The organism is Variovorax ginsengisoli (assembly GCF_030486595.1).
In the GTDB taxonomy this organism is placed as follows: Bacteria; Pseudomonadota; Gammaproteobacteria; order Burkholderiales; family Burkholderiaceae_C; genus Variovorax; species Variovorax ginsengisoli_B.
Genome location: NZ_JAUJZH010000001.1, coordinates 1 through 22,724, shown reverse-complemented (window position 1 = coordinate 22,724; position 22,724 = coordinate 1). Strand labels below are relative to the sequence as shown.

Annotated in this window: 23 protein-coding genes; 19 read left to right on the top strand and 4 right to left on the bottom strand. The window is 67.5% G+C overall.

Annotation, left to right across the window (positions count from 1 at the left end; all coding sequences use genetic code 11):
* The first annotated feature begins 52 nt into the window (after positions 1-52).
* On the top strand, positions 53-1,522 hold the full coding sequence (locus tag QZH52_RS00115; protein ID WP_301802160.1) for a DEAD/DEAH box helicase: 1,470 nt from the start codon (positions 53-55) through the stop codon (positions 1,520-1,522).
* Positions 1,523-1,542: 20 nt separating this feature from the next.
* Here the strand turns inward: QZH52_RS00115 and QZH52_RS00110 are convergent, their stop codons facing one another.
* A complete protein-coding gene (locus QZH52_RS00110; protein ID WP_301802158.1) occupies positions 1,543-2,385 on the bottom strand; it encodes a symmetrical bis(5'-nucleosyl)-tetraphosphatase in 843 nt (280 codons plus the stop codon).
* 23 nt (positions 2,386-2,408) lie between these two features.
* Between QZH52_RS00110 and QZH52_RS00105 the strand changes: the two genes are divergently transcribed.
* Together QZH52_RS00105 and QZH52_RS00100 are read left to right on the top strand one after the other, a co-directional pair.
* Positions 2,409-3,722, top strand: coding sequence for a hemolysin family protein (locus QZH52_RS00105; protein ID WP_301802157.1), 1,314 nt, complete (start codon positions 2,409-2,411; stop codon positions 3,720-3,722).
* Positions 3,723-3,778: 56 nt separating this feature from the next.
* Positions 3,779-4,912 (top strand): zinc-binding dehydrogenase, encoded by a 1,134-nt coding sequence (locus QZH52_RS00100; protein ID WP_301802154.1) that lies wholly within the window; start codon positions 3,779-3,781, stop codon positions 4,910-4,912.
* Positions 4,913-4,943: 31 nt separating this feature from the next.
* On the opposite strand, the gene QZH52_RS00095 is transcribed toward QZH52_RS00100, so the two are convergent.
* The 3 genes from QZH52_RS00095 to flgA all read right to left on the bottom strand — a co-directional run bounded on the left by QZH52_RS00095 (position 4,944) and on the right by flgA (position 6,510).
* Complete coding sequence (locus QZH52_RS00095) at positions 4,944-5,396, bottom strand: flagella synthesis protein FlgN (RefSeq protein ID WP_286526942.1); 453 nt, start codon at positions 5,394-5,396, stop codon at positions 4,944-4,946.
* Positions 5,393-5,686 (bottom strand): flagellar biosynthesis anti-sigma factor FlgM, encoded by a 294-nt coding sequence (gene flgM, locus QZH52_RS00090; RefSeq protein WP_286526943.1) that lies wholly within the window; start codon positions 5,684-5,686, stop codon positions 5,393-5,395. Before flgM ends, QZH52_RS00095 begins: the two co-directional genes overlap by 4 nt.
* A gap of 122 nt (positions 5,687-5,808) precedes the next feature.
* Positions 5,809-6,510 (bottom strand): flagellar basal body P-ring formation chaperone FlgA, encoded by a 702-nt coding sequence (gene flgA, locus QZH52_RS00085; protein WP_301802148.1) that lies wholly within the window; start codon positions 6,508-6,510, stop codon positions 5,809-5,811.
* Positions 6,511-6,722: 212 nt separating this feature from the next.
* On the opposite strand from flgA, the gene flgB reads away from it, so the two are divergent.
* The 16 genes from flgB to QZH52_RS00005 form a co-directional block, all read left to right on the top strand.
* On the top strand, positions 6,723-7,130 hold the full coding sequence (flgB, locus tag QZH52_RS00080) for a flagellar basal body rod protein FlgB (RefSeq protein ID WP_286526945.1): 408 nt from the start codon (positions 6,723-6,725) through the stop codon (positions 7,128-7,130).
* A 24-nt stretch (positions 7,131-7,154) separates the two neighbouring features.
* A complete protein-coding gene (flgC, locus tag QZH52_RS00075; protein ID WP_301802142.1) occupies positions 7,155-7,571 on the top strand; it encodes a flagellar basal body rod protein FlgC in 417 nt (138 codons plus the stop codon).
* A 20-nt stretch (positions 7,572-7,591) separates the two neighbouring features.
* The gene (locus QZH52_RS00070; protein WP_286526947.1) at positions 7,592-8,278 is read left to right on the top strand and encodes a flagellar hook assembly protein FlgD; all 687 of its coding nucleotides are present in this window, start codon (positions 7,592-7,594) and stop codon (positions 8,276-8,278) included.
* 49 nt (positions 8,279-8,327) lie between these two features.
* Positions 8,328-9,554: a flagellar hook protein FlgE gene (flgE, locus tag QZH52_RS00065; RefSeq protein WP_301802133.1), complete on the top strand. Its 1,227-nt coding sequence runs from the start codon at positions 8,328-8,330 to the stop codon at positions 9,552-9,554.
* 46 nt (positions 9,555-9,600) lie between these two features.
* Positions 9,601-10,344, top strand: a complete 744-nt coding sequence (locus tag QZH52_RS00060) for a flagellar basal body rod protein FlgF (RefSeq protein WP_301802132.1) — start codon at positions 9,601-9,603, stop codon at positions 10,342-10,344.
* Positions 10,345-10,372: 28 nt separating this feature from the next.
* A complete protein-coding gene (gene flgG / locus QZH52_RS00055; protein WP_286505120.1) occupies positions 10,373-11,155 on the top strand; it encodes a flagellar basal-body rod protein FlgG in 783 nt (260 codons plus the stop codon).
* Positions 11,152-11,835: a flagellar basal body L-ring protein FlgH gene (locus QZH52_RS00050; RefSeq protein WP_286536617.1), complete on the top strand. Its 684-nt coding sequence runs from the start codon at positions 11,152-11,154 to the stop codon at positions 11,833-11,835. Before flgG ends, QZH52_RS00050 begins: the two co-directional genes overlap by 4 nt.
* A gap of 1 nt (position 11,836) precedes the next feature.
* Entirely contained in the window at positions 11,837-12,976 is a 1,140-nt protein-coding gene (locus tag QZH52_RS00045) for a flagellar basal body P-ring protein FlgI (RefSeq protein ID WP_301802122.1), read from the top strand.
* Between the two features lie 8 nt (positions 12,977-12,984).
* Entirely contained in the window at positions 12,985-13,953 is a 969-nt protein-coding gene (gene flgJ / locus QZH52_RS00040) for a flagellar assembly peptidoglycan hydrolase FlgJ (RefSeq protein WP_301802118.1), read from the top strand.
* Positions 13,954-14,002: 49 nt separating this feature from the next.
* Positions 14,003-14,518 carry a chemotaxis protein CheW gene (locus tag QZH52_RS00035; protein WP_301802115.1) on the top strand — a complete coding sequence of 172 codons (516 nt, stop codon included), beginning with the start codon at positions 14,003-14,005 and terminating at the stop codon, positions 14,516-14,518.
* A gap of 37 nt (positions 14,519-14,555) precedes the next feature.
* Positions 14,556-16,259 carry a methyl-accepting chemotaxis protein gene (locus QZH52_RS00030; RefSeq protein ID WP_301802112.1) on the top strand — a complete coding sequence of 568 codons (1,704 nt, stop codon included), beginning with the start codon at positions 14,556-14,558 and terminating at the stop codon, positions 16,257-16,259.
* Positions 16,260-16,299: 40 nt separating this feature from the next.
* A complete protein-coding gene (locus QZH52_RS00025; protein ID WP_301802109.1) occupies positions 16,300-17,868 on the top strand; it encodes a methyl-accepting chemotaxis protein in 1,569 nt (522 codons plus the stop codon).
* Between the two features lie 70 nt (positions 17,869-17,938).
* Positions 17,939-19,501 (top strand): methyl-accepting chemotaxis protein, encoded by a 1,563-nt coding sequence (locus tag QZH52_RS00020; protein ID WP_301802106.1) that lies wholly within the window; start codon positions 17,939-17,941, stop codon positions 19,499-19,501.
* Positions 19,502-19,507: 6 nt separating this feature from the next.
* Positions 19,508-21,091, top strand: a complete 1,584-nt coding sequence (locus tag QZH52_RS00015) for a methyl-accepting chemotaxis protein (RefSeq protein ID WP_286536609.1) — start codon at positions 19,508-19,510, stop codon at positions 21,089-21,091.
* Positions 21,092-21,106: 15 nt separating this feature from the next.
* A complete protein-coding gene (locus QZH52_RS00010; protein WP_286511327.1) occupies positions 21,107-21,619 on the top strand; it encodes a chemotaxis protein CheW in 513 nt (170 codons plus the stop codon).
* Positions 21,620-21,650: 31 nt separating this feature from the next.
* Positions 21,651-22,724, top strand: a 1,074-nt coding sequence (locus QZH52_RS00005) for a HAMP domain-containing protein (RefSeq protein ID WP_301802087.1), incomplete at its 3' end; no start/stop codon positions are given.

The following is a 22,724-nucleotide window of genomic DNA, read 5'->3' as shown; positions in this document are numbered from 1 at the left end:
TCACCGCGCTGTCACTGCCGTTTTTCGCCAAAGTGCGACAATAGAAGGCTTAATGACAAGCTCCTTCTCCAATCTTTCCCTGGCCGAACCCCTCGCGCGTGCCGTCGCCGAAATGGGCTACGAGAGCATGACGCCGATCCAGGAACAGGCCATCCCGGTGGTTCTGTCGGGTCAGGACGTGATGGGTGCGGCGCAGACCGGCACCGGCAAGACGGCGGCTTTTTCGCTCCCGTTGCTGCAGCGGATGCTCAAGCACGAGAACAGCTCGACCTCGCCGGCGCGCCATCCGGTGCGGGCGCTGGTGCTGCTGCCCACGCGCGAACTGGCCGACCAGGTGGCGCAGCAGGTCGCGCTCTATGCCAAGTACACCAACCTGCGCAGCGCGGTGGTTTTCGGCGGCATCGACATGAAGCCCCAGACGCTCGAGCTCAAGAAGGGCGTCGAGGTGCTGGTTGCCACGCCGGGCCGGCTGCTGGACCACATCGAGGCCAAGAACGCGGTGCTGAACCAGGTCGAGTACGTGGTGCTCGACGAAGCTGACCGGATGCTCGACATCGGCTTCCTGCCCGACCTGCAGCGGATCCTGTCGTACCTGCCCAAGCAGCGCACCACGCTGCTGTTCTCGGCCACCTTCTCGCCCGAGATCAAGCGGCTGGCCGGCAGCTACCTGCAGAATCCGGTCACGATCGAAGTGGCGCGGCCCAACGAGACCGCCTCCACCGTCGAGCAGCGCTTCTACAGCGTCAGCGACGACGACAAGCGTCGCGCGCTCAAGCAGATCATCCGCCAGCGTGGCCTCACGCAGGCCTTCGTCTTCGTCAACAGCAAGCTGGGCTGCGCCCGGCTGGCCCGTTCGCTCGAGCGCGAAGGCCTCAAGACCACCGCGCTGCACGGCGACAAGAGCCAGGACGAACGCCTGAAGGCGCTGGCCGCCTTCAAGGCCGGCGAGGTCGACCTGCTGGTGGCGACCGACGTCGCCGCCCGCGGCCTGGACATCAAGGACGTGCCGGCGGTGTTCAACTTCGACATCCCGTTCAATGCCGAGGACTACGTTCACCGCATCGGCCGCACCGGCCGCGCCGGTGCCTCGGGCCTGGCCGTGAGCTTCGCCAGCGGCGGCAACGACGTCCGCCTGGTGGCCGACATCGAGAAGCTGATCAAGAAGAAGATCGAGCTCGAGCCGGTCGAATTCGAAGAAGACCGCCCGCGCGGCCGCATCAACGACGGCCGCCGCCATTGGCGCGAAGAGGGCGAGGCGGGCGATGCCCGCGACGTGCTCGACACCCTCGACCGGCCGCGCGAGCGCGCCGAAGGCCGCCCGGTGCGCAGCACCCGTCCGCACCGCGCGCCGTCGGCGCCGCGCGATCCGTTCTTCGAGCAGCCCTACGAGGCGCCGGTCGAGCGCGAGGGCGCGCCGGCCTGGGAGGCCGCCGCCAAGGCCGCGCCGTCGCGCGGCATCTCGGCCAACATCAAGACCAAGCGCAAGGTGCCGGCGCTTTTCAAGGCCGCCGAACCCAGCTGATCCAGCGGATGCCCGGCGGCTCAGCCGGGTTTCTGGGACTGCGGGCAATCGACCTGGATCAATTCGCGGTCCTGCAGCGTGGGCCCGATGCGCACCGCGCTGAGGCAGCCGCCCCAGACGCAGCCGGTGTCGGTCGACAGCAGATCGGGCCGTGACTTCCAGCCCAGCGTCGACCAGTGGCCGAAAGCCACCGTCGCGACCGCAGTGGCCCGGCCGGGCACGTCGAACCAGGGCATGAAGCCCGCCGGCGGCGCCGCCGCGCCGTCCTTGCTGTCGAACTCCATCACGCCTTCGGCGCTGCAGAAGCGCAGCCGCGTCAGCGCGTTGACGATCACCCGCAGCCGGGCGCTGCCCGAGAGGGCGTCGTTCCATTGGGCCGGCGCGTTGCCGTACATGGTCTGCAGGAAATCGGCCAGCGACGGCCCGCGCAGCACCGATTCGAGCTCGCCCGCCGCCGCCAGCGTGTCGGCGACGCTCCATTGCGGCAGCACGCCGGCATGCACCATCAGCAGGTCGCCGCCGCCGAGGCGCCGGTGCAGCGCCATCGGCTGGTGGCGCAGCCAGTCGAGCAGCGCGCTGCGATCGGGCGCATCGAGCACCTCCCGCAGCGTGTCCTTGCGGCCCGCCTTGCGCGCACCGTGGGCCACCCCCAGCAGGTGCAGGTCGTGGTTGCCCAGCAGGCTTTGCGCGGCAGCGCCGTAGCCCTGCACCCGCCGCAGCACCGCGAGCGATGCCGGTCCGCGATTGACCAGGTCACCGAGCATGACCAGCGTGTCGCGGCTGGGGGAGAAGGCGATGTCGTCCAGCAGGCGCCGCAGGGGGTCGTCGCAGCCCTGCACGTCACCGATCAAGTAAAGTGCCATGATCCCCATTCTCACCCGCCTTCATGGATGTTTTTCTCCTGGCCTTGCTGACCACGCTCAACGCGTTGTTCGCAATGTCCGAAATGGCCCTGTCCACCAGCCGCCGCGCCCGCCTCGCGGCACTGGCCGAGACCGGCGATGCGGGCGCCGCGGCGGCGCTCAAGCTGATGGAGGATCCGACGCAGTTCCTGTCCAGCGTGCAGATCGGCATCACCTCGATCGGCATGCTGAGCGGCATCGTGGGCGAGGCGGCCTTCGCCGAGCCGCTGTCGGTGCAGATGCAGGCCTGGGGCCTGGGCGCCGGCACCGCCAGCATCGCGTCGACCGCGGTGGTCGTGACCTGCATCACCTTCTTCACGATCATCTTCGGCGAACTGGTGCCCAAGCGCATCGGCCAGCTCTACCCCGAGCCGGTGGCGCGCTTCGTGGCCCGGCCGATGCGCGGACTGGCCACCGGCGCCAAGCCCTTCGTTCTGTTGCTGTCGGGCGCCACCGCCGCCACGCTGAAGCTGCTTCGCATCGACTCGAACGCCGCCCGGGTGGTCACCGAGGAAGAGATCTCCGCCAGCCTCGAGGAGGGCGTCGATGCCGGCGTGATCGAGATGCACGAGCACCAGATGGTGCGCAACGTGTTCCACCTCGACGACCGGCGGCTGGCCTCGCTGATGATCCCGCGGGCCGACATCGAATGGCTGGATGCCTCCTGGAGCGTCGCCCAGAGCCTGCAGAAGGTGTCGGCCGCCGGGGCGCTGAACCTGGTCCATTCCTGGTATCCGGTGTGCCGCAACTCGCTCGACGACGTGGTCGGCGTGATCAGCGTGGCCCACCTGCTGCGGCTCGGCCCGGACCACGAGGGATCGATCGAGCAGGCGGCCCAGCCCGCCGTGTTCGTGCCCGAGACGCTCACCGGCATGGAACTGCTCGAACAGTTCCGCTCGCACGCCGGCCGGCTGGTGTTCGTGGTCGACGAATACGGCGTGGTGCAGGGGTTGATGACGCCGCGCGACCTGCTGGAGGCGATCACCGGCGAACTGCAGGTCGCCACCCATGACGAAGCCTGGGCCCGCGAGCGGCCCGACGGTGTCTGGGAACTCGACGGCCTGATGCCGGTGTCGGAGTTGCGCGCCCGCCTGGGCATCCGCGAGCTGCCCGAGGAGGATCGCGGGCGCTACAACACGGTCGCCGGGCTGCTGATGTTCGTCTCGGGCCAGCTGCCCGAGGTGGGCGAGCGCATCGACTGCGCCGGCTGGTGCTTCGAGGTGGCGGCGCTCGAGGGCAAGCGGATCGACCGCGTGCTGGCCTATCCGGACGCCGGCGCCGCCGACCTGGCGCCCTGAACCTGGGCGCCGGCCGGCCGCGGCTCCTATACTGGCCGCCCAGCCCGGAGACCCCCATGACACTGCCCGCCACCACCCTGCAGATCCGCTCGCTCGTCAGCCGCGACGGCCAACTCACCCTGTCGCTGGCCGAGGAGGCGATCGCCCAGCCGGCCGCCCACGAAGTGATCGTCCGCGTCGAGGCCGCGCCGATGAACCCGTCGGACCTCGGCCTGCTGTTCGGGGCCGCCGACCTGCGCACCGCCAAGGCGTCGGGCACGGCGTCCCGGCCGGTCGTCACCGCCGACGTCCCCGAAGCCGCGCTGAAGAGCATGGCCGGTCGCCTGGACCAGTCGATGCAGGTCGGCAACGAAGGCGCCGGCGTGGTCGTCGCCGCGGGTGCCTCGCCCGAGGCCCAGGCGCTGCTGGGCAAGACCGTGGCGGCCCTCGGCGGCGCGATGTACACGCAGTACCGCACGATCGCCGCCGCCCAGTGCATGCCGCTGGCCGAAGGCCAGACGCCGGCCGAGGGCGCGTCCGCCTTCGTCAACCCGCTGACCGCGCTCGGCATGGTCGAGACCATGCGGCGGGAGGGCCACAAGGCCCTGGTCCACACCGCCGCCGCGTCCAACCTGGGGCAGATGCTGAACCGGATCTGCCTGCAGGACGGCATCCCGCTCGTCAACATCGTGCGCAAGAAGGAGCAGGAAGACATCCTTCGCGGCCTCGGCGCGAAGTACGTCTGCAACGCCACTTCGCCGACCTTCATGCAGGACCTGACCGATGCGCTGGTCGCCACCGGCGCCACCCTGGCCTTCGACGCCATCGGCGGCGGCAAGCTGGCCGGGCAAATCCTGACCTGCATGGAAGCGGCACTGAACAAGACCGCCACCGAATACAGCCGCTACGGCTCCAGCACCCACAAGCAGGTCTACATCTACGGCGGCCTCGACCGTGGCCCGACCGAGTTCACGCGCGGTTTCGGCATGACCTGGGGCATGGGGGGCTGGCTGCTGTTCCCGTTCCTGCAGAAGATCGGGCCCGAGGGCGCCGCGAAGCTCAAGGCGCGGGTGGCGGCCGAGCTCAAGACCACCTTCGCCAGCCACTACACGGCGGAACTCTCGCTGGTCGAGGCGCTGGACCTGGCGCAGATCGCCGTCTATTCGCGCCACGCGACCGGCGAGAAGGCCCTGCTCAACCCCAACAAGTGAATCGGCGCCCGCGGAGGGCGCCGAGAAGGCTTCAGCCGAGGGCGAGGCGGTTGCCGCCGCCGGCGGTCTTGCGCACCCCATCGGGGCCGTAGAACAACTGCACGCTCGATTGCAGGAAATGCAGCGCGCGCTGGGTGAAGTCGAGGTGCGTGTGGACCATCGAGCCATTGCGCATGTTGCGCGCCTTGGCGTCCTCGGCCAGTGCCAGCAGGGCGGTCCAGGCCTGGCGCGTGGCTTCGCCGGCGGCCGCCGCTGCGGCTTCGGCGCCGGCGGGGCCGGGTTCGAAGCCCAGTGCGACCTGCGCGGTTTCGCGCTGGCGGTCCAGCGTGGCCATCCGGTCCAGCAGGGCGATCTTCTCGTCGGTGATCGCCGTCAGCTCGCTGAAGCGGGCGTTGGCCATGGCTTGTTCTTCCTGGTCGAGCACGGCGAGGAATTCCTCGACGCAGGTCTTCTCGGCATGCAGGTAGAGCAGCATCGTGTTCATGGCTTGGCTTCCGGATCGAGCAGGTCGCGCACGCTGGCCAGCAGGCCGTCGGCGATGCGGTCGGGGTGGATTTGATAGCGGCCGGCGCGGATGTCCTCGCGGATCGCCGCGACCCGGGCGGCGTCGAAGTCGCCGCCGGGCGTGCCGGGCAGGGTGCGGACCTGGCCCATGGGCTGGGCACCGTCCGTGGCGGGCGCCGCAGCGCCATCGACGCCGCTCGCGGCGGCGGCTTGCGCCTTGGTCGGGCGGCTCTGGGGCGTGGCCGGGAGGCCGGATGGATCGATTTTCAAGATGGTTCCTCAAAGGGCTGACCCGTATATCGGCGGACGCAGCCAGAACTTTAGGTCGGAGTTTGCACAATTCGCGAGCGGGCGCGCAGATGGAAAACCATGGGGCCCACGCCTTGGCGGCCCTATTGGCTCAACCGGATCTGGCCGTCTTGGGTGGCAACGCCGGTCAGCAGGCGGCCGTCGCGGGTCTTGGCCTGGACGGTGGCGCCGACCTCGGCCCGGGTCAGGGCCTTGCCCTCGGTGCTGATCGTGAATCCGGGGCCCTGGGCCACCAGTTGCACGGTCTGGCCCTGCTGGATCGCGACCACGCCGCGCATCGACTCCTTGCGCAGCGGCGCGCCGGCGGCGATCCGGTTGGTGGCCACCACGCCCTGCAGCGCCGAAGCCTCCGTGACCACCGAGCGCGGCAGGTCGCCGAGGTCGCCGCTGCGCTCGGTGACGTCGGCCTCGCCCAGGGTCTGGCCGGCCTCGATCGCACGCGCCGCGACGTAGTAGCGGCCCTCGATCGCCACCTGGACCGGCACGAAGCGGGTCCAGGGCTTGTCACCGCGGCAGCGCAGGCCGATGGAGATCCGGCCGCGGGGCGTCGCTCCATTGGGCAGGAAAGCCTCGTAGTCGTCGCAGGGCGGCAGTTCGGCGGTGGCCTTGGTGCTGAAGCTGGGCTTGCCGGGCAGTCCGTTGGACTGCCTCTGCAGCAGGCCTTCGATCGCGACCCGGGCCGCTTCCGGCAGCTGCTGCGCCGCGGCGCCGTTGGCGCCCGCCATGGCCACCAGGGCGGGGATTGCGATGCGCAGCAAGCGGGTGCTGCAGAAGCGGTGTTGCATGGGGAAGTCTCGGCAAGCGCGGGTGGAAGACAGAAGGGAGACGGACACCGGCGCCAGGAGATTCTAGGAATCGAGCCCACGCCGCGAAGTCGCGAAGTGCTGGCGAAAACCCCCTTTGTTCAGCCCATTGCGAACGCGATGCATGCATAGACTCGCTTTCCATCTGTCGCCATCCCGTCTTGTGCGGACGCGACGTCAACCGATGGAACCCCATGATCGACAAGCTCGATGCGGCGCTCGCCTTCAACCGCGAAGCCCTCAATCTCCGGGCCCAGCGCCAGGAAGTGCTGGCGGCCAATATCGCCCACGCCGACACGCCGAACTACAAGGCGCGTGACTTCGACTTCGCCAGCCGGCTGACGCAGGCGGTGGAGCAGGGCCGGCAGTCGCAGTCCTTCGCGCTCGCCACGACCTCGTCGCGCCACCTGGCCGGCGAGTCGAAATCGATGCCCGACCAGGACCTGCTCTACCGCGTGCCCAGCCAGTCGAGCATCGACGGCAACACGGTCGAGATGGATGCCGAGCGCATCAACTTCGCCGACAACGCGCTGCGCTACGAGTCGAACCTGACGGTGATCAACGCCAAGATCAAGTCGCTGCTGTCGGCTGTGCAGCAGTAAGCGGCAGCCGGAAGAAAGAACGAAATGCCGCTTCCCAGCGCTTCCATGAACATCTTCAACGTGGCGGGTTCCGCCATGGCCGCGCAATCGCAGCGCATGAACGTGACCGCCAGCAACCTCGCCAACGCCGAGAGCGTGGCCGGCCCCGACGGCCAGCCCTACCGCGCCAAGCAGGTGGTGTTCGAGGTCGCGGGCTCGGGCGGGCAGGACATCGGCGGCGTCAAGGTCGCCGGCGTGATCGAGGACGCCTCGCCCGCCAAGATGGTCTTCGACCCCAAGAACCCGCATGCCAACGCCGATGGCTATGTCGCGATGCCGAACGTCAACGTGGTCGAGGAGATGACCAACATGATCTCGGCCTCGCGCAGCTACCAGGCCAATGTCGAGGTCCTCAACACCGCCAAGACGCTGATGGTCAAGACACTGACCATCGGTCAGTAACAACACAGCAGAAAGATCCCATGGCCATCACCGACACCTCCTCGATCTCCGGCGCCAACGCGGCCAGCGCAGCGGCCAGCACCGCCAGCGTTTCCAACTCCGACAGCGAGCAGCGCTTCCTGAAGCTGCTGGTGACGCAGCTCAACAACCAGGACCCGCTCAATCCGATGGAGAACGCCGAGCTGACCTCGCAGCTGGCGCAGATGAGCACGGTGAGCGGCATCGAGAAGCTCAACAGCACGCTGTCGGGCCTGGTGAGCCAGACCGGCTCCAACCAGGTGCTGCAGGCGGCCTCGCTGATTGGCTACAACGTGCTGTCGCCGGGCAACACGCTCGCGACCAAGGCGGCGGAAGAGGGCAAGGACCCGGCCGTCCAGGCGTTCGCCGTCCAGCTGCCGGGAACGGCCGCCGATGTCGAGATCAAGATCGTCGACGCCTCGGGCAAGACCGTGCGCACGATCGAGGCCGGCGGCATGACCGAAGGCGTCAACGCCGTCACCTGGGACGGCAAGGACGACGCCGGAAACGTGGTGCCCGCGGGCAGCTACAAGTTCACCGTGGCCGCCAGCAACGGCGGCACGGCCGTGGAAGCCACGGCACTGACCTTCGCGCAGGTCGCGGCGGTCAAGCAGGGTGCGACCGGCGTCACGCTCGAACTGGCGTCGGGCCAGAGCATCGCGCTGTCCGACGTGCGCATGTTCCTCTGAGGCGCAGCGTGCTTCTCTTTTCTTCATTGCTTCGAAACAAGGATTCATCATGAGCTTTTCCCAGGGCGTCAGCGGGCTCGGCGTGGCCGCCGCGAACCTCGATGTGATCGGCAACAACATCGCCAACTCCGGCACCATCGGCTTCAAGTCCGCGGCCGCGACTTTTCAGGACATCTATGCCGGTTCGCGGATCGGGCTCGGCGCCTCGGTGTCGGGCGTGGTGCAGAACTTCACGCAGGGCGTGACCCAGAGCAGCAGCCGTCCGCTGGACGTCGCGATCCTGAGCGGCGACGGCTTCTTTCGCATGGCCAGCACCAGCGGCGAGATCATGTACACCCGCAACGGCCAGTTCACCAAGGACAAGGACGGCTACATCGTCAACGCCAACGGGCTGCGCCTGACCGGCTACGGCGTCAATGCCAGCGGCGGCATCAACGGCGGCACGCCGGCGGCGATCCAGATCCCCACGCAGGCCATGACGCCGAATGCGACCACCGGCGTCGACGCCGAGTTCAACCTCGACGCCCGCAGCACGGTGCCGACCAAGACGCCGTTCAACCCGACCGATTCGGCCACCTTCAACTACTCCAACGCCGCCGGCCCGGTCTACGACTCGCTCGGCAACGCGCACGACCTGTCGGTCTACTTCGTGAAGACCGCCGCCAACGCATGGGACGTCTACGCCACGGCCGACGGCGTGGCGCTCAACGCCGGCGCCCCGATCTCCGGCGCCGCGCCCGGCATGACCTTCGACACCAACGGCAACCTCACGGCGCCTGCGAGCGGCGCGATCACCCTGCCGGCCATGACCTTCCCGAACGGATCGTCGCCGGTCAACATCAAGATCGACCTCTCGGGCACCACGCAGTTCGGCACCGCCAACGGCATGAGCAAGCTGAGCCAGGACGGCTACACCTCCGGCGTGCTGACGTCCTTCTCGGTCAATCCGGACGGCACGATCACCGGCAAGTTCTCCAACGAGCAGTCCAAGCTGCTGGGCCAGGTGGTGCTTTCCTCCTTCGCGAACCCGAACGGCCTCGAGCCCAAGGGCGACAACATGTACGCCGAGACCCAGGCCTCGGGCGCGGCCCTCACCAGCACGCCGGGCGAAGGCACCAAGCAGGGCTCGCTGGCCGCGGGTGCGCTGGAGTCCTCCAACGTCGACCTGACCGCCGAGCTGGTCAACCTGATCGTCGCGCAGCGCAACTACCAGGCCAACGCACAGACCGTGAAGACGCAGGACCAGGTCATGCAGACGCTGATGAACATCCGCTGACGCGGGGTTCCGAGCAGACGCAGCCTCTCAACACCAGGAGCACACAGTGGATCGAATGTTGTATGTCGCGATGAGCGGCGCCAAGCAGGCCATGGAGCAGCAGGCCTCGGTCGCCAACAACATGGCGAACGTCTCGACCCCGGGTTTCCGGGCGCAGATCAACACCTTCCGCGCGGTGCCGGTGGTGGGCGAGGAGGCGCCGACGCGGGCTTTCGTCACCGCGACGACGCCCGGCGCCGACTTCTCGCACGGGCCCCTGACCGAGACCGGCCGCGACCTCGACGTCGCGGTGCGCGGCGAGGGCTGGCTGGTGGTCCAGGCGCCCGGCGGCGGCGAGGCCTACACCCGCGTCGGCAACCTGCAGGTCGGTCCCGATGGCCAGGTGACGACGATGGGCGCGCGGCCGGTGGTCGGCGACGGCGGCGCACTGGTGATCCCGCCCGGCTCGATCGTGACGATCGCCTCCGATGGAACGATCGCCGCGCGCGGCGCGGGCGATCCGAACGTCGGCGTGTCGAACGTCGGCAAGCTGAAGCTGGTCAACCCGGACACCCGCGACCTGGTGCGCGGCGACGACGGCCTGTTTCGCATGCGCGACGGCGTGCGCCCGCCCGAGGCCGATGCCAACGTGGTGGTCGCCGCCGGCATGGTCGAAGGCAGCAACGTCAATCCGGTCGAGGCCATGGTGGCCATGATCGCCAACGGACGCAGCTTCGAGATGCAGATGAAGTCGATCCAGACCGCCGACACCAACGCCCAGTCGGCCAACAAGCTGCTGGCCTACGGCTGAGCCGCAAACCCTTCGCAGGAGTAATTCAATGATTCGTTCCCTCTACGTGGCCAAGACCGGCCTCGAAGCCCAGCAGACGCAGCTCGACGTCGTGTCCAACAACCTGGCCAACGTCGGTACCACCGGCTTCAAGCGCAGCCGCGCCGTGTTCGAGGACCTGATGTACCAGAACCTGCGCCAGGTCGGCGGCCAGACCTCCGACCAGACCCGCCTGCCTTCGGGCCTGCAGGTCGGCACCGGCGTGCACGTGGTCGCGACCGAACGCATCCATGCCCAGGGCAACATGACCAAGACCGACAACCCGAAGGATGTCGCGATCAACGGCTCGGGCTTCTTCCAGGTGCTGATGCCCGACGGCACCACCTCCTATACCCGCGACGGTTCGTTCCAGACCGACCGCGACGGCCAGCTGGTGACCGCCAGCGGCTTCACGATCCAGCCGCCGATCACGATCCCGCAGAACGCCACCAGCATGACGGTCGGCCGCGACGGCATCGTCTCGGTGACCCAGGCCGGCAGCACGGCCACGGTGCAGGTCGGCCAGCTGCAACTGGCCACCTTCCTGAATCCGGCCGGCCTCGAGAGCAAGGGCGAGAACCTCTACACCGAGACCGACTCGTCCGGCGCGCCGAACCTGCTGAACCCGGGCCTCGACGGCGCCGGCATCCTGAGCCAGGGCTACACCGAGGCCTCGAACGTCAACGTGGTCGAGGAGCTGGTCAACATGATCGCGACGCAGCGCGCCTACGAGATCAACAGCAAGGCGATCCAGAGCTCCGACCAGATGCTGCAAAGGCTGGCCCAGCTGTGATCGCGTTCACGCGTCTTCTTCTGGCGGGGCTCGGCATCGCGCTGACCACGGGCTGTGCGCTGGTGCCGCGCGAGCCGCTGGTGCACCAGCCGATGACGGCGCGCGCTGATGCGATGATCCCGGTGCAGCCGCGCGTGCCCACCGGCGCGATCTGGCAGGACAGCGCGCGCGGCGTCGCGCTGTTCGAGGACCGCCGCCCGCGCAACGTCGGCGACATCCTGACCATCGTCATCAGCGAGAAGGTCAACGCCAGCAAGAATTCCGGCGCCAACGCGAGCCGCGACGGCAGCGCCTCGGCCGCCTTCGCGACCATTCCGAAGTTCCTCGGCGGCCTGCTCAACGACCAGGACGCCAAGCTCTCGGGCAAGAACGCGCTCACCGCCAAGGGCGGCGCCAACGCCGCCAACACCTTCAGCGGCGTGATCACGGTCACGGTGGTGGACGTGCTCGGCAACGGCAACCTGCTGGTCAGCGGCGAGAAGCAGATGGGCATCAACCAGGGCACCGAGTTCATTCGCTTCTCGGGCGTGGTGAACCCGCGCACGGTGACCGGCAACAACACCGTGCTCTCGACCCAGGTGGCCGATGCGCGCATCGAGTACACGGCCAAGGGCTACATCGACGAGGCCCAGCAGATGGGCTGGATGCAGCGAATCTTCCTGAACGTGATGCCGTTCTAGCATGAAAAACACCCCCTCTTCGCGCGCTTCGACGCGCTTCGCCAAGCCCCTTGCAGCGTTCGCCGCGGCTTGCGCGTTCCTGCTGGCCGTGCCTGCGCATGCCGAGCGGCTCAAGGAGCTCGCCAGCATCCAGGGCGTGCGCGACAACCCGCTGATCGGCTATGGCCTGATGGTGGGCCTCGACGGCACCGGCGACCAGACGATGCAGACGCCGTTCACGACGCAGAGCCTGAACAACATGCTGCAGCAGCTCGGCATCACGGTGCCGCAAGTGGGCATCATGCAGCTCAAGAACGTGGCGGCCGTGATGGTGACGGCGCAGCTGCCCGCCTTCGCGCGGCCCGGCCAGACCATCGACGTCACGGTGTCCTCGATGGGCAATGCCAAGAGCCTGCGCGGCGGCACCCTGCTGATGACGCCGCTGAAGGGCTCCGACGGCGCGGTGTATGCCATCGCGCAGGGCAACATGGTGGTCGGCGGCGCAGGTGCATCGGCCAACGGCAGCAAGGTCCAGATCAACCAGTTGAGTTCGGGCCGCATCCCGGCCGGCGGCACGGTCGAGCGCGCGGTCGAGGCCGCGGTCGGCGGCGAGGGCGCCGTCACGCTCGAACTCATGCGCTCGGATTTCGGCACCGCCCAGCGGGCGGTCGAGGCGATCAACCGGCAGTTCGGCGGCGGCCTGGCGGAGGCGGTCGACGGCCGCGTGATCCGCGTGCGAGCGCCCGAATCGGCGCAGGAGCGGGTCGGCTTCCTGGCCCGGCTCGAAGGCCTGGAGATCACGCCGACACAGGCAGTGGCCAAGGTCGTCATCAATGCCCGCACGGGTTCGGTGGTGATGAACCAGGCGGTCCGCGTGAACGACTGCGCGGTGGCGCACGGCAGCCTGTCGGTGGTCATCAACACCGACCCGTTGGTGAGCCAGCCCGGCCCGTTCTCCAACGGCCGGACCGTGACCTCTGCGACTTCCGAGATCTCGATCAACCAGCCGGGCGGCGCACTGCAGATGATCCGCGGCGGCGCCTCGCTGGCGGACGTGGTCAAGGGCCTCAACACGCTGGGCGCCAATCCGCAGGACCTGGTGTCCATCCTCCAGGCCATGAAGACCGCCGGCGCCCTGCGCGCCGAGCTCGAGATCATCTGAGGCCCGGCATGGCGATTTCCGCAGCCAACACAGGGGTCGATCGCGCCGGTGCGCTCGACCAGCGCTTCGCGCTCGACGTCCAGGGCGTCGACGCCCTGCGGCGCACCGTGCGCGCCTCGCCCGAAGAAGGCCTCAAGCAGGTCTCGCGGCAGTTCGAGGCCATGTTCATGAACATGGTGCTGAAGAGCATGCGGGAGGCGACGCCTTCCAGCGGCCTGCTCGACGGCCAGAACGAGAAGATCTACACCTCGATGCTGGACCAGCAGCTGTCGCAGAACCTCTCCGGCCGGGGACTGGGGCTGGCCGAGGCGATGCTGGCGCAGTTGCAGCGCTCGGCGGCTGCCGGCACCGACGAACGCGAGCCGAACCCGGCGGGCATGTCGCTGGCGCCGCGCGGTGGCCTGCCGCTGTCGCCGCAGGCGGGCATCCCGATCGGCTCGGCGCCGTCCAGCCGCGTCGACCTGAGCGCCTACCAGGTCAACAACGACCGTTCGGGCGGCGCGGCCGGCGCCGTGGCCAACCTGCAGGGCCATGTCGACAGCTTCGTCAACCGCATGGGTGCCTCGGCGCAGGCGGCGAGCGCCGCCAGCGGCGTGCCGGCGCCGCTGATTCTGGCCCAGGCGGCACTCGAATCGGGCTGGGGCAAGCGCGAGATCCGCGCCGATGACGGCACCCAGAGCTTCAACCTGTTCGGCATCAAGGCCGACCGCGGCTGGCAGGGGCCGGTGGTCGAGACCACCACCACCGAGTACGTGGACGGCGAGCCGCAGCGCATCCGCGCCAAGTTCAGGGCCTACGGCTCCTATGAAGAGGCCTTCACCGACTACGCACGCTTCATGACGCGCAACCCGCGCTACGCCAACGTGCTGGCGACCGACGACCCGACTGAAGCCGCGCACGGCCTGCAGCGCGCGGGCTACGCCACCGATCCGCAATACGGACAAAAACTGGTTCGCATCATGCAGAAATTCGGCTGACTGCCGATATCCATCCAGACAACTTATCCATCCGACTCCAAGGAACCCCATGGCAGAGATCTCGAGCCCTCCATCCCATGCGGCCGGCACTGCCGCCGCGATTGCGAACGCGAACCGCCTGGAGGTCGTCACCTTCACCCTGGGCGCGGAGGAATACGGCATCGACATCCAGAAGGTGCAGGAGCTGCGCGGCTACGACGCGGTGACCCGGATCGCGAACGCGCCGGACTACATCAAGGGGGTGGTGAACCTGCGCGGGATCATCGTTCCGATCATCGACATGCGGATCAAGTTCGCGCTCGGCACGCCGAGCTACGACCAGTTCACGGTGGTGATCGTGCTGAGCATCGGCGGCCGGGTGGTCGGGATGGTGGTCGACAGCGTGTCGGACGTGATCACCTTGACGCCGGAGCAGATCAAGCCGGCGCCGGCGATGGGCTCGGTGCTGGACACCGACTACCTGATCGGGCTGGGCACGCTCGAAGAACGGATGCTGATCCTGGTCGACATCGACCGCCTGATGTCCAGCGACGACATGGGGCTGATCGAGAAGTTGGCGGCCTGAAGCGGTCATCTAGAACAACGAAGCAATCGGAGACGCAATGAAAGACTGGAAGATCGGCACCCGGTTGGGTGGCGGGTTCGCCGTGATCCTGGCCCTGGTGGCCGCCATCGCCGGCATCGGCGTGCTGCGGCTGCAGGCGGTCGGCGATGCGACCCACGAGATGTCGAATCGTTCGCTCGCCAAGGAGCGCCTGGCGGCGGGCTGGCTGCTGGGCACCAGCACCAACAGCGTGCGGACCTATGCGCTGCTGAACACCGACGACCCGCAGGTGCAGGACTACCTGCAGAAGGGCATGAGCAAGATCAGCGTCACGATCTCCGAGACGCAAAAGCAACTCGAGGAGATGCTGGACACGCCGGAAGAAACCGCGCTGGTCGCCGACATCAAGAAGAAGCGTGCCGACTACATCGAGCTGCGCAGCATGCTGCTCAAGCTCAAGGCCGGTGGCCAGCGCGACGAGGCGATGCGCATCGCCAGGGACAAGCTGGTGCCGACGCTCGACAGCTACGACGCCAGCATCCGCGCCATCCTGGCGCATGAACGGGCACAGATCGACAAGTCGGCCGACGCGATCGATGCACTCTACCGCTCGGGCCGCGTCAACCTGCTGGTGCTGGCGGCGATCGCGCTGGCGCTCGGATCGGTCCTGGCCTGGTTGCTGACGCGCAGCATCGTGCAGCCGATCGACGAGGCGCTGCTGATCGCCGACACCGTGGCCTCGGGTGACCTCAGCCAGGAGTTCGAGACCGATCGCGGCGGCGACTTCGGCAGGCTGCTGCGCGGCATGGGCGAGATGGAAGACACCTTGACCGACCTGGTCGGGCGCATCAAGACCGCGACCGATTCGATCGTGACCGCCTCGGGGCAGATCGCGGCGGGCAACCAGGACCTGTCGTCGCGCACCGAAGAACAGGCGAGCTCGCTGGAGGAAACGGCCGCCTCGATGGAAGAACTCACCAGCACCGTCAAGCAAAACGCCGACAACGCGCGCCAGGCCAATCAACTCGCGGCTTCGGCCTCCGAAGTGGCGGTGAAGGGCGGCGAAGTCGTGAGCCAGGTGGTGGACACGATGGCGTCGATCAACGCCTCGTCGAAGAAGATCGTGGACATCATCGGCGTGATCGACGGCATCGCGTTCCAGACCAACATCCTGGCGTTGAACGCGGCGGTGGAAGCCGCACGCGCCGGCGAGCAGGGCCGCGGCTTCGCGGTGGTGGCGTCGGAAGTGCGCAGCCTGGCGCAGCGCTCGGCGGCGGCGGCCAAGGAGATCAAGGGCCTGATCGACGACTCGGTGGGCAAGGTGGGCGCGGGCAGCGCACTGGTGGCCGAGGCGGGCCACACGATGGAAGAGATCGTGGGCAGCGTGAAGCGGGTGACCGACATCATGGGCGAGATCACGGCGGCGAGCCAGGAGCAGACCTCGGGCATCGAGCAGATCAACCAGGCGATCACGCAGATGGACCAGGTGACGCAGCAGAACGCGGCGCTGGTCGAAGAGGCCGCGGCGGCTGCCGCATCGCTGCAGGAGCAGGCCGGCAACCTGTCGCAGATCGTCGGCACTTTCAAGCTCGACGACGGCGGGCCGGCAGCGGTCGTTGCGTCTGCCCGCACGCCTGTCGCGGCAGCTGCGCCGAGCCGGGCGCCATCCAGGCCATCACCGGCTCCGGCCCCCGCCCGTTCGAAGCCGGCGCCTGCGCCGGCGACGGCCAGCGCGGCCGCGGGCGACTGGACCGAATTCTGAAACCCTCACATCTACTCCAGGACACCTTGTTGCCACCACCATGAACGCGCTTTCCAATCTGAAAATCGGCACCCGCCTGGGCATGGGCTTCGCCGTCGTTCTGCTGTTCCTGGCGGCGATCGTCGCACTCGGCCTGAACTCCCTCGGCGGCATCCGGGCGCGCCTCGACAGCATGGTCCATGACAACAATGTCAAGGTGGCGCTGGCCAACAAGATGCTCGATTCGATTCGCGACATCGCCGGCTTCGGCACCGAACTGGTGCTGCTGACCGACGAAGCCGCGATGCGCGAACAGATGAAGAAGATCGGATCGGCGCGCGAACTGTTTACCGAGACCAAGACGGCGCTCGCCAAGATCGTCGTGCGCCCGGAAGGCAAGGCCTTCCTGGCCAGGATCGACGAGACGCTGGCGGTGGCCGCGCCCCTGAGCGCCCAGCTGATCGAACTGGCGCAGCAGAACAAGAACGTCGAAGCGACCGAACTCCTGATGAAGAAGTTCGCTCCCGCCGTGCGCGCCACGCTGGCCTCGGTGGACGCGATGATCGACTACCAGACCCGGCGGGCCGAAGAGGCGAATGCCGCCGCGGCCGCCGAGTACCAGCGTGCACGCGGCCTGATGCTGGGCCTCGGCCTGATGGCCGTGCTGCTGGGCGCTGCGATTGCCTGGTTCATCACGCGATCGATCACGCGGCCGATCGGTGAAGCCGTGAAGGTGGCCGAGACCGTCGCCGCAGGCGACATCAGCTCGCGCATCCACGTGGCCTCGAAGGACGAAACCGGCCAGCTGATGCAGGCGCTCAAGGAGATGAACAACAGCCTGGTGAAGATCGTGGGCGAAGTCCGCACCGGCACCGACACGATCGCGACGGCCTCGGGCCAGATCGCCACGGGCAACCAGGACCTGTCGTCGCGAACCGAAGAGCAAGCGAGCTCGCTGGAAGAAACGGCCGCGTCGATGGAAGAACTGACTTCGACGGTGAAGCAGAACGCCGACAACGCCCGCCAGGCCAACCAACTCGCGGTCTCGGCTTCCGAAGTCGCCGTCAAGGGCGGCAGCGTGGTGAGCCAGGTGGTCGACACCATGGGCTCCATCAACGCGTCATCCCGCAAGATCGTGGACATCATCGGCGTGATCGACGGCATCGCGTTCCAGACCAACATCCTGGCGTTGAACGCGGCGGTGGAAGCCGCACGCGCCGGCGAGCAGGGCCGTGGCTTCGCGGTGGTGGCGTCGGAAGTGCGCAGCCTGGCGCAGCGCTCGGCGGCGGCGGCCAAGGAGATCAAGACCCTGATCGGCGACTCGGTGGAGAAGGTCGAGGAAGGCAGCAAGCAGGTGGCGGAGGCCGGCAAGACGATGGAAGAGATCGTCGACAGCGTCAAGCGGGTGACCGACATCATGGGCGAGATCACGGCGGCCAGCCAGGAGCAGACCTCCGGCATCGAGCAGATCAACCAGGCGATCACGCAGATGGACCAGGTGACCCAGCAGAACGCGGCACTGGTCGAAGAGGCCTCGGCAGCGGCGCAGTCGCTTCAGGAGCAGGCCGGCAACCTGTCGCAGGTGGTGAGCGTCTTCAAGATGAATCCGTCCGACGGGCGGGCCAGCTGAGCCGGCATACGACAAGACCCGCGGCGTTTCGACGCCGATCCAATCGTTCGATGAAGTGAGGAAGTGTGTGATGAGTATGAAGAATCTGAAGATCGGCACCCGCCTGGGCATCGGCTTCGCCGCCATGCTGGTGCTGATGGCCCTTCTTTCGGCCACCGGCATGCTGCGGCTGGCCAACGTGGGCAACGCCACCGAAGAGATGGTCGAGAAGACCTTGGTCAAGGAGCGCATGGTCGGTGAATGGTCGACCTTGCTGGCGGCCAACATCGTGCGGACTTTTGCGATCGTGAAGGCCAGCGATCCCGCCACTGAAGCTTATTTCAAGAAGGAACTCGGCGGCGGCCAGGCACTCATCAATCCGCTGCAGAAGAAGCTCGAGGCGCTGCTGGTCTCGCCCGAGGAAAAGAAGCTCTACGGCGACGTGGCCGAGGCACGCCGCGTGGTGCTCGAACTGCTCGCGACGCTCAACAAGCTCAAGGCGGCGAACGACGCGGACGGTGCCAACAAACTGGCCGACAACCAGTTCACGACGGCGCTGGCGAACTATGGAAAGGCCGTCGATGCGCTGTCGGTGCATGAACGCGGGTTGATCGACGCGTCGGCCCAGGCGATCGCGAAGGAGCACGACACCGGCCGGATGTCGATGATCGTGCTGTCGATCGTTGCATTGGCGGTCGGCGGGCTGTTCGCCTGGCGGCTGACGGTCGGCATCGTCCACCCGTTGGGCGAGGCCGTGAAAGTGGCGGAGACCGTGGCGGACGGCAATCTCGCCAGCCACATCGAGATCGGGAGCCGCGACGAAACCGGCCAGCTCATGCAGGCGCTGAAGAACATGAACGACAGCCTCGCGAAGGTGGTGGGCGAAGTCCGCACGGGCACCGACACGATCGCGACGGCTTCGAGCCAGATCGCCACGGGCAACCAGGACCTGTCGTCGCGCACCGAAGAGCAGGCGAGTTCGCTGGAGGAAACGGCCGCGTCGATGGAGGAACTGACTTCGACGGTGAAGCAGAACGCCGACAACGCACGGCAGGCCAATCAACTCGCGGTCTCGGCTTCCGAAGTGGCAGTCAAGGGTGGCAGCGTGGTGAGCCAGGTGGTCGACACCATGGGCTCGATCAACGCCTCGTCGCGCAAGATCGTGGACATCATCGGCGTGATCGACGGCATCGCCTTCCAGACGAACATCCTGGCGTTGAATGCGGCGGTGGAAGCCGCTCGCGCCGGCGAGCAGGGCCGTGGCTTCGCGGTGGTGGCGTCGGAAGTGCGCAGCCTGGCGCAGCGCTCGGCGGCGGCGGCCAAGGAGATCAAGACCCTGATCGGCGACTCGGTGGAGAAGGTCGAGGAAGGCAGCAAGCAGGTGGCGGAGGCGGGTCGCACGATGGAAGAGATCGTCGACAGCGTCAAGCGGGTGACCGACATCATGGGCGAGATCACGGCGGCCAGCCAGGAACAGACCTCCGGCATCGAGCAGATCAACCAGGCGATCACGCAGATGGACCAGGTGACGCAGCAGAACGCGGCGCTGGTGGAAGAGGCCGCGGCCGCTGCCGGGTCGCTGCAGGAGCAGGCCGGAAGCCTGTCGCAAGTCGTGAGCATGTTCAGGCTTGAATCCGAATCCGAAAAGCACTGAGAGAGCATGCGCGTCAATCTACCCATCACCGACCAGGAATACCCATTGCGGCAAGACGCGGCGCTGGTGTCGCGCACCGATCTGAAGGGGCGCATCACCTACGTCAACCCGACCTTCGTGGAGGTCAGCGGCTACACGCTCGAAGAGCTGATGGGCAAGGCCCACAACATCGTCCGGCATCCGGACATGCCGCCCGAGGCCTTCGCCGACATGTGGGACACGTTGGGACGCGGCCTGCCATGGACCGGATTCGTCAAGAACCGTCGCAAGAACGGCGACTTCTACTGGGTGCAGGCGAACGTGACGCCGATCCGCCGCAACGGAGTCGCCGAAGGCTACATGTCGGTTCGCAGCAAGCCCGAACGGTCGGATGTCGATGAAGCCGACGCGCTCTATCGAAGCATGCGCGAGGGCCTGGCCCGGGGCGTGTCGATCCGCCAGGGCGAGGTGGTCCGCAAGGGATGGTCGGACCCGATGGGCGGCCTGCGTCGCCTGCCGATCCGCAGCCGCGTGATCGCAGCGACGTCGACCGCGGCCGTGCTCTCGGTGGGCATCGGCGCCGTCGGCTGGGTCGAGGCCACGCGTCTCGCGTCCGCCTCCGCCGCCGGCTGGCTCCCCGGCCTGCTGGCCGCCGCGACCGTCGGCAGCGCACTCGCATGGATCGGCTTCGGGTGGTTCATGAGCCGCACCATCTTCCGGCCGCTGGAGCAGGCGGTGGGCGTGGCGCAGGCGATCGCGGGCGGCGCATTGGCCAAGTTCGAGATCCGGCCGCAGGACGAGACCAAGAGCCTGCTGCGCGCGTTGAACCAGATGAGCGCCAACTTTCTCGCGATCGTCGCCGACGTCGGCAGCAACGTCACCGGCGTGATGACGACGTCCGGCCAGATCGCCAGCGGCAACCAGGATCTGTCGTCGCGCACCGAGCAGCAGGCCAGCTCGCTGGAGCAGACCGCGGCGTCCATGGAGCAGCTCACCAGCACCGTCAAGCAAAACGCGGACAACGCGCGCCAGGCCAACCAACTGGCGGTGTCGGCCTCCGAGGTCGCGGTGAAGGGCGGAGAAGTCGTCGGCCAGGTCGTCGACACCATGGCCTCCATCAACGCTTCTTCCCGCAAGATCGTCGACATCATCGGCGTGATCGACGGCATTGCCTTCCAGACCAACATCCTGGCGCTGAACGCGGCGGTGGAAGCCGCACGCGCCGGAGAACAGGGCAAGGGCTTCGCCGTCGTCGCCGCCGAGGTGCGCGGCCTCGCGCAGCGCTCGGCCTCGGCCGCCAAGGAGATCAAGGGCCTCATCGACGACTCGGTGGGCAAGGTCGATGCCGGCAGCGCGCTGGTCGGTGAAGCCGGGAAGACCATGGAGGAGATCGTCGGCAGCGTCAAGCGGGTGACCGACATCATGGGCGAGATCACGACCGCCAGCCAGGAGCAGACCTCGGGCATCGAGCAGATCAACCAGGCCATCACGCAGATGGACCAGGTCACCCAGCAAAACGCGGCGCTGGTGGAGGAAGCCTCCGCCGCGGCGCAGTCGCTGCAGGAGCAGGCCGAAAGCCTGGTTCATGCAGTGAGTGTTTTCAAGTCTTAAACAGGAGTCGACAAGATGAGCACAGTTCAATCGAAGCCCGCCGCCGATGGCGTGGCGAACCCGGCACGCGCGGACAAGCCGCTCGAGTTCCTCTCCTTCACGCTGGGCGCGGAGGAATACGGCATCGACATCCAGAAGGTGCAGGAGCTGCGCGGCTACGACGCGGTGACCCGGATCGCGAACGCGCCGGACTACATCAAGGGGGTGGTGAACCTGCGCGGGATCATCGTTCCGATCATCGACATGCGGATCAAGTTCGCGCTCGGCACGCCGAGCTACGACCAGTTCACGGTGGTGATCGTGCTGAGCATCGGCGGCCGGGTGGTCGGGATGGTGGTCGACAGCGTGTCGGACGTGATCACCTTGACGCCGGAGCAGATCAAGCCGGCGCCGGCGATGGGCTCGGTGCTGGACACCGACTACCTGATCGGGCTGGGCACGCTCGAAGAGCGGATGCTGATCCTGGTCGACATCGACCGCCTGATGTCCAGCGACGAGATGGGCCTGATCGAAGCCGTCGCGGCCTGAAACCAACCTCTTTTTTGCGTCGAGTACCACCATGACCCTCCTGCCCAACGTCCGTATCGGAACACGCCTCGCCGTCGGCTTCGCCATCGTTCTGGGCCTGACGATCATTTCGACCGCCGCGGCCCTGGTCAGCGCGCGGAACAACGCCGAAGCCACCCGCCGCATGATGCAGAGTCCGCTGGCCAAGGAGCGGTTGATCTCCGACTGGTACGTGCTGACCTATTCGGCCATCGCGCGTACGTCGATGATCGCCAAGACCACCGACGAGACGCTGCCCGTGACCTTTGCCGAAGTGATCGCCGACAGCGTCAAGCGGGGCAGCGAAACCATGGCGAAGGTCGAGGCGCTGCTGGTCACCGACGGTGAGAAGCAAACCTACAAGTCGATCGTCGAGCTGCGTGCGAAGTACCAGGCAGCGAAGGACGTGGTGGGCAAGGCGAAGGCCGGGGGCAATGCGGCGGAGACCGAGCGCGTCTTCAAGGACGCTTTCCTGCCAGCCGCGAAGGCTTATGAAAGCCGGGTGCTCGACCTGCTGTCGATGGAACGCCAGGCGATCGACGACATGAGCCGCGCCATCGATGCCGCCAACGCCCGCAGCTTCTCGCTGACGCTGGCCCTGGGCGTGCTGACGGTGCTCATCGGCAGTCTCTTCGCGTGGCTGATCTCGCGCAGCATCACGAGGCCGATCGACAAGGCGGTCAAGGTGGCCCGGACGGTGGCTTCCGGCGACCTCAGCGCGCGCATAGAGATCGAGAGCCGCGACGAGACCGGCCAGTTGATGCGGGCGCTGAAAGACATGAACGACAGTCTCGCGAAGGTGGTGGGCGAAGTGCGCACCGGCACCGACACGATCGCGACAGCTTCGAGCCAGATCGCCACGGGCAACCAGGATCTGTCGTCGCGCACTGAAGAGCAGGCGAGCTCGCTGGAAGAAACGGCCGCGTCGATGGAGGAACTGACTTCGACGGTGAAGCAGAACGCCGACAACGCCCGCCAGGCCAACCAACTCGCGGTCTCGGCTTCCGAAGTCGCCGTCAAGGGCGGCAGCGTGGTGAGCCAGGTGGTCGACACCATGGGCTCCATCAACGCGTCATCCCGCAAGATC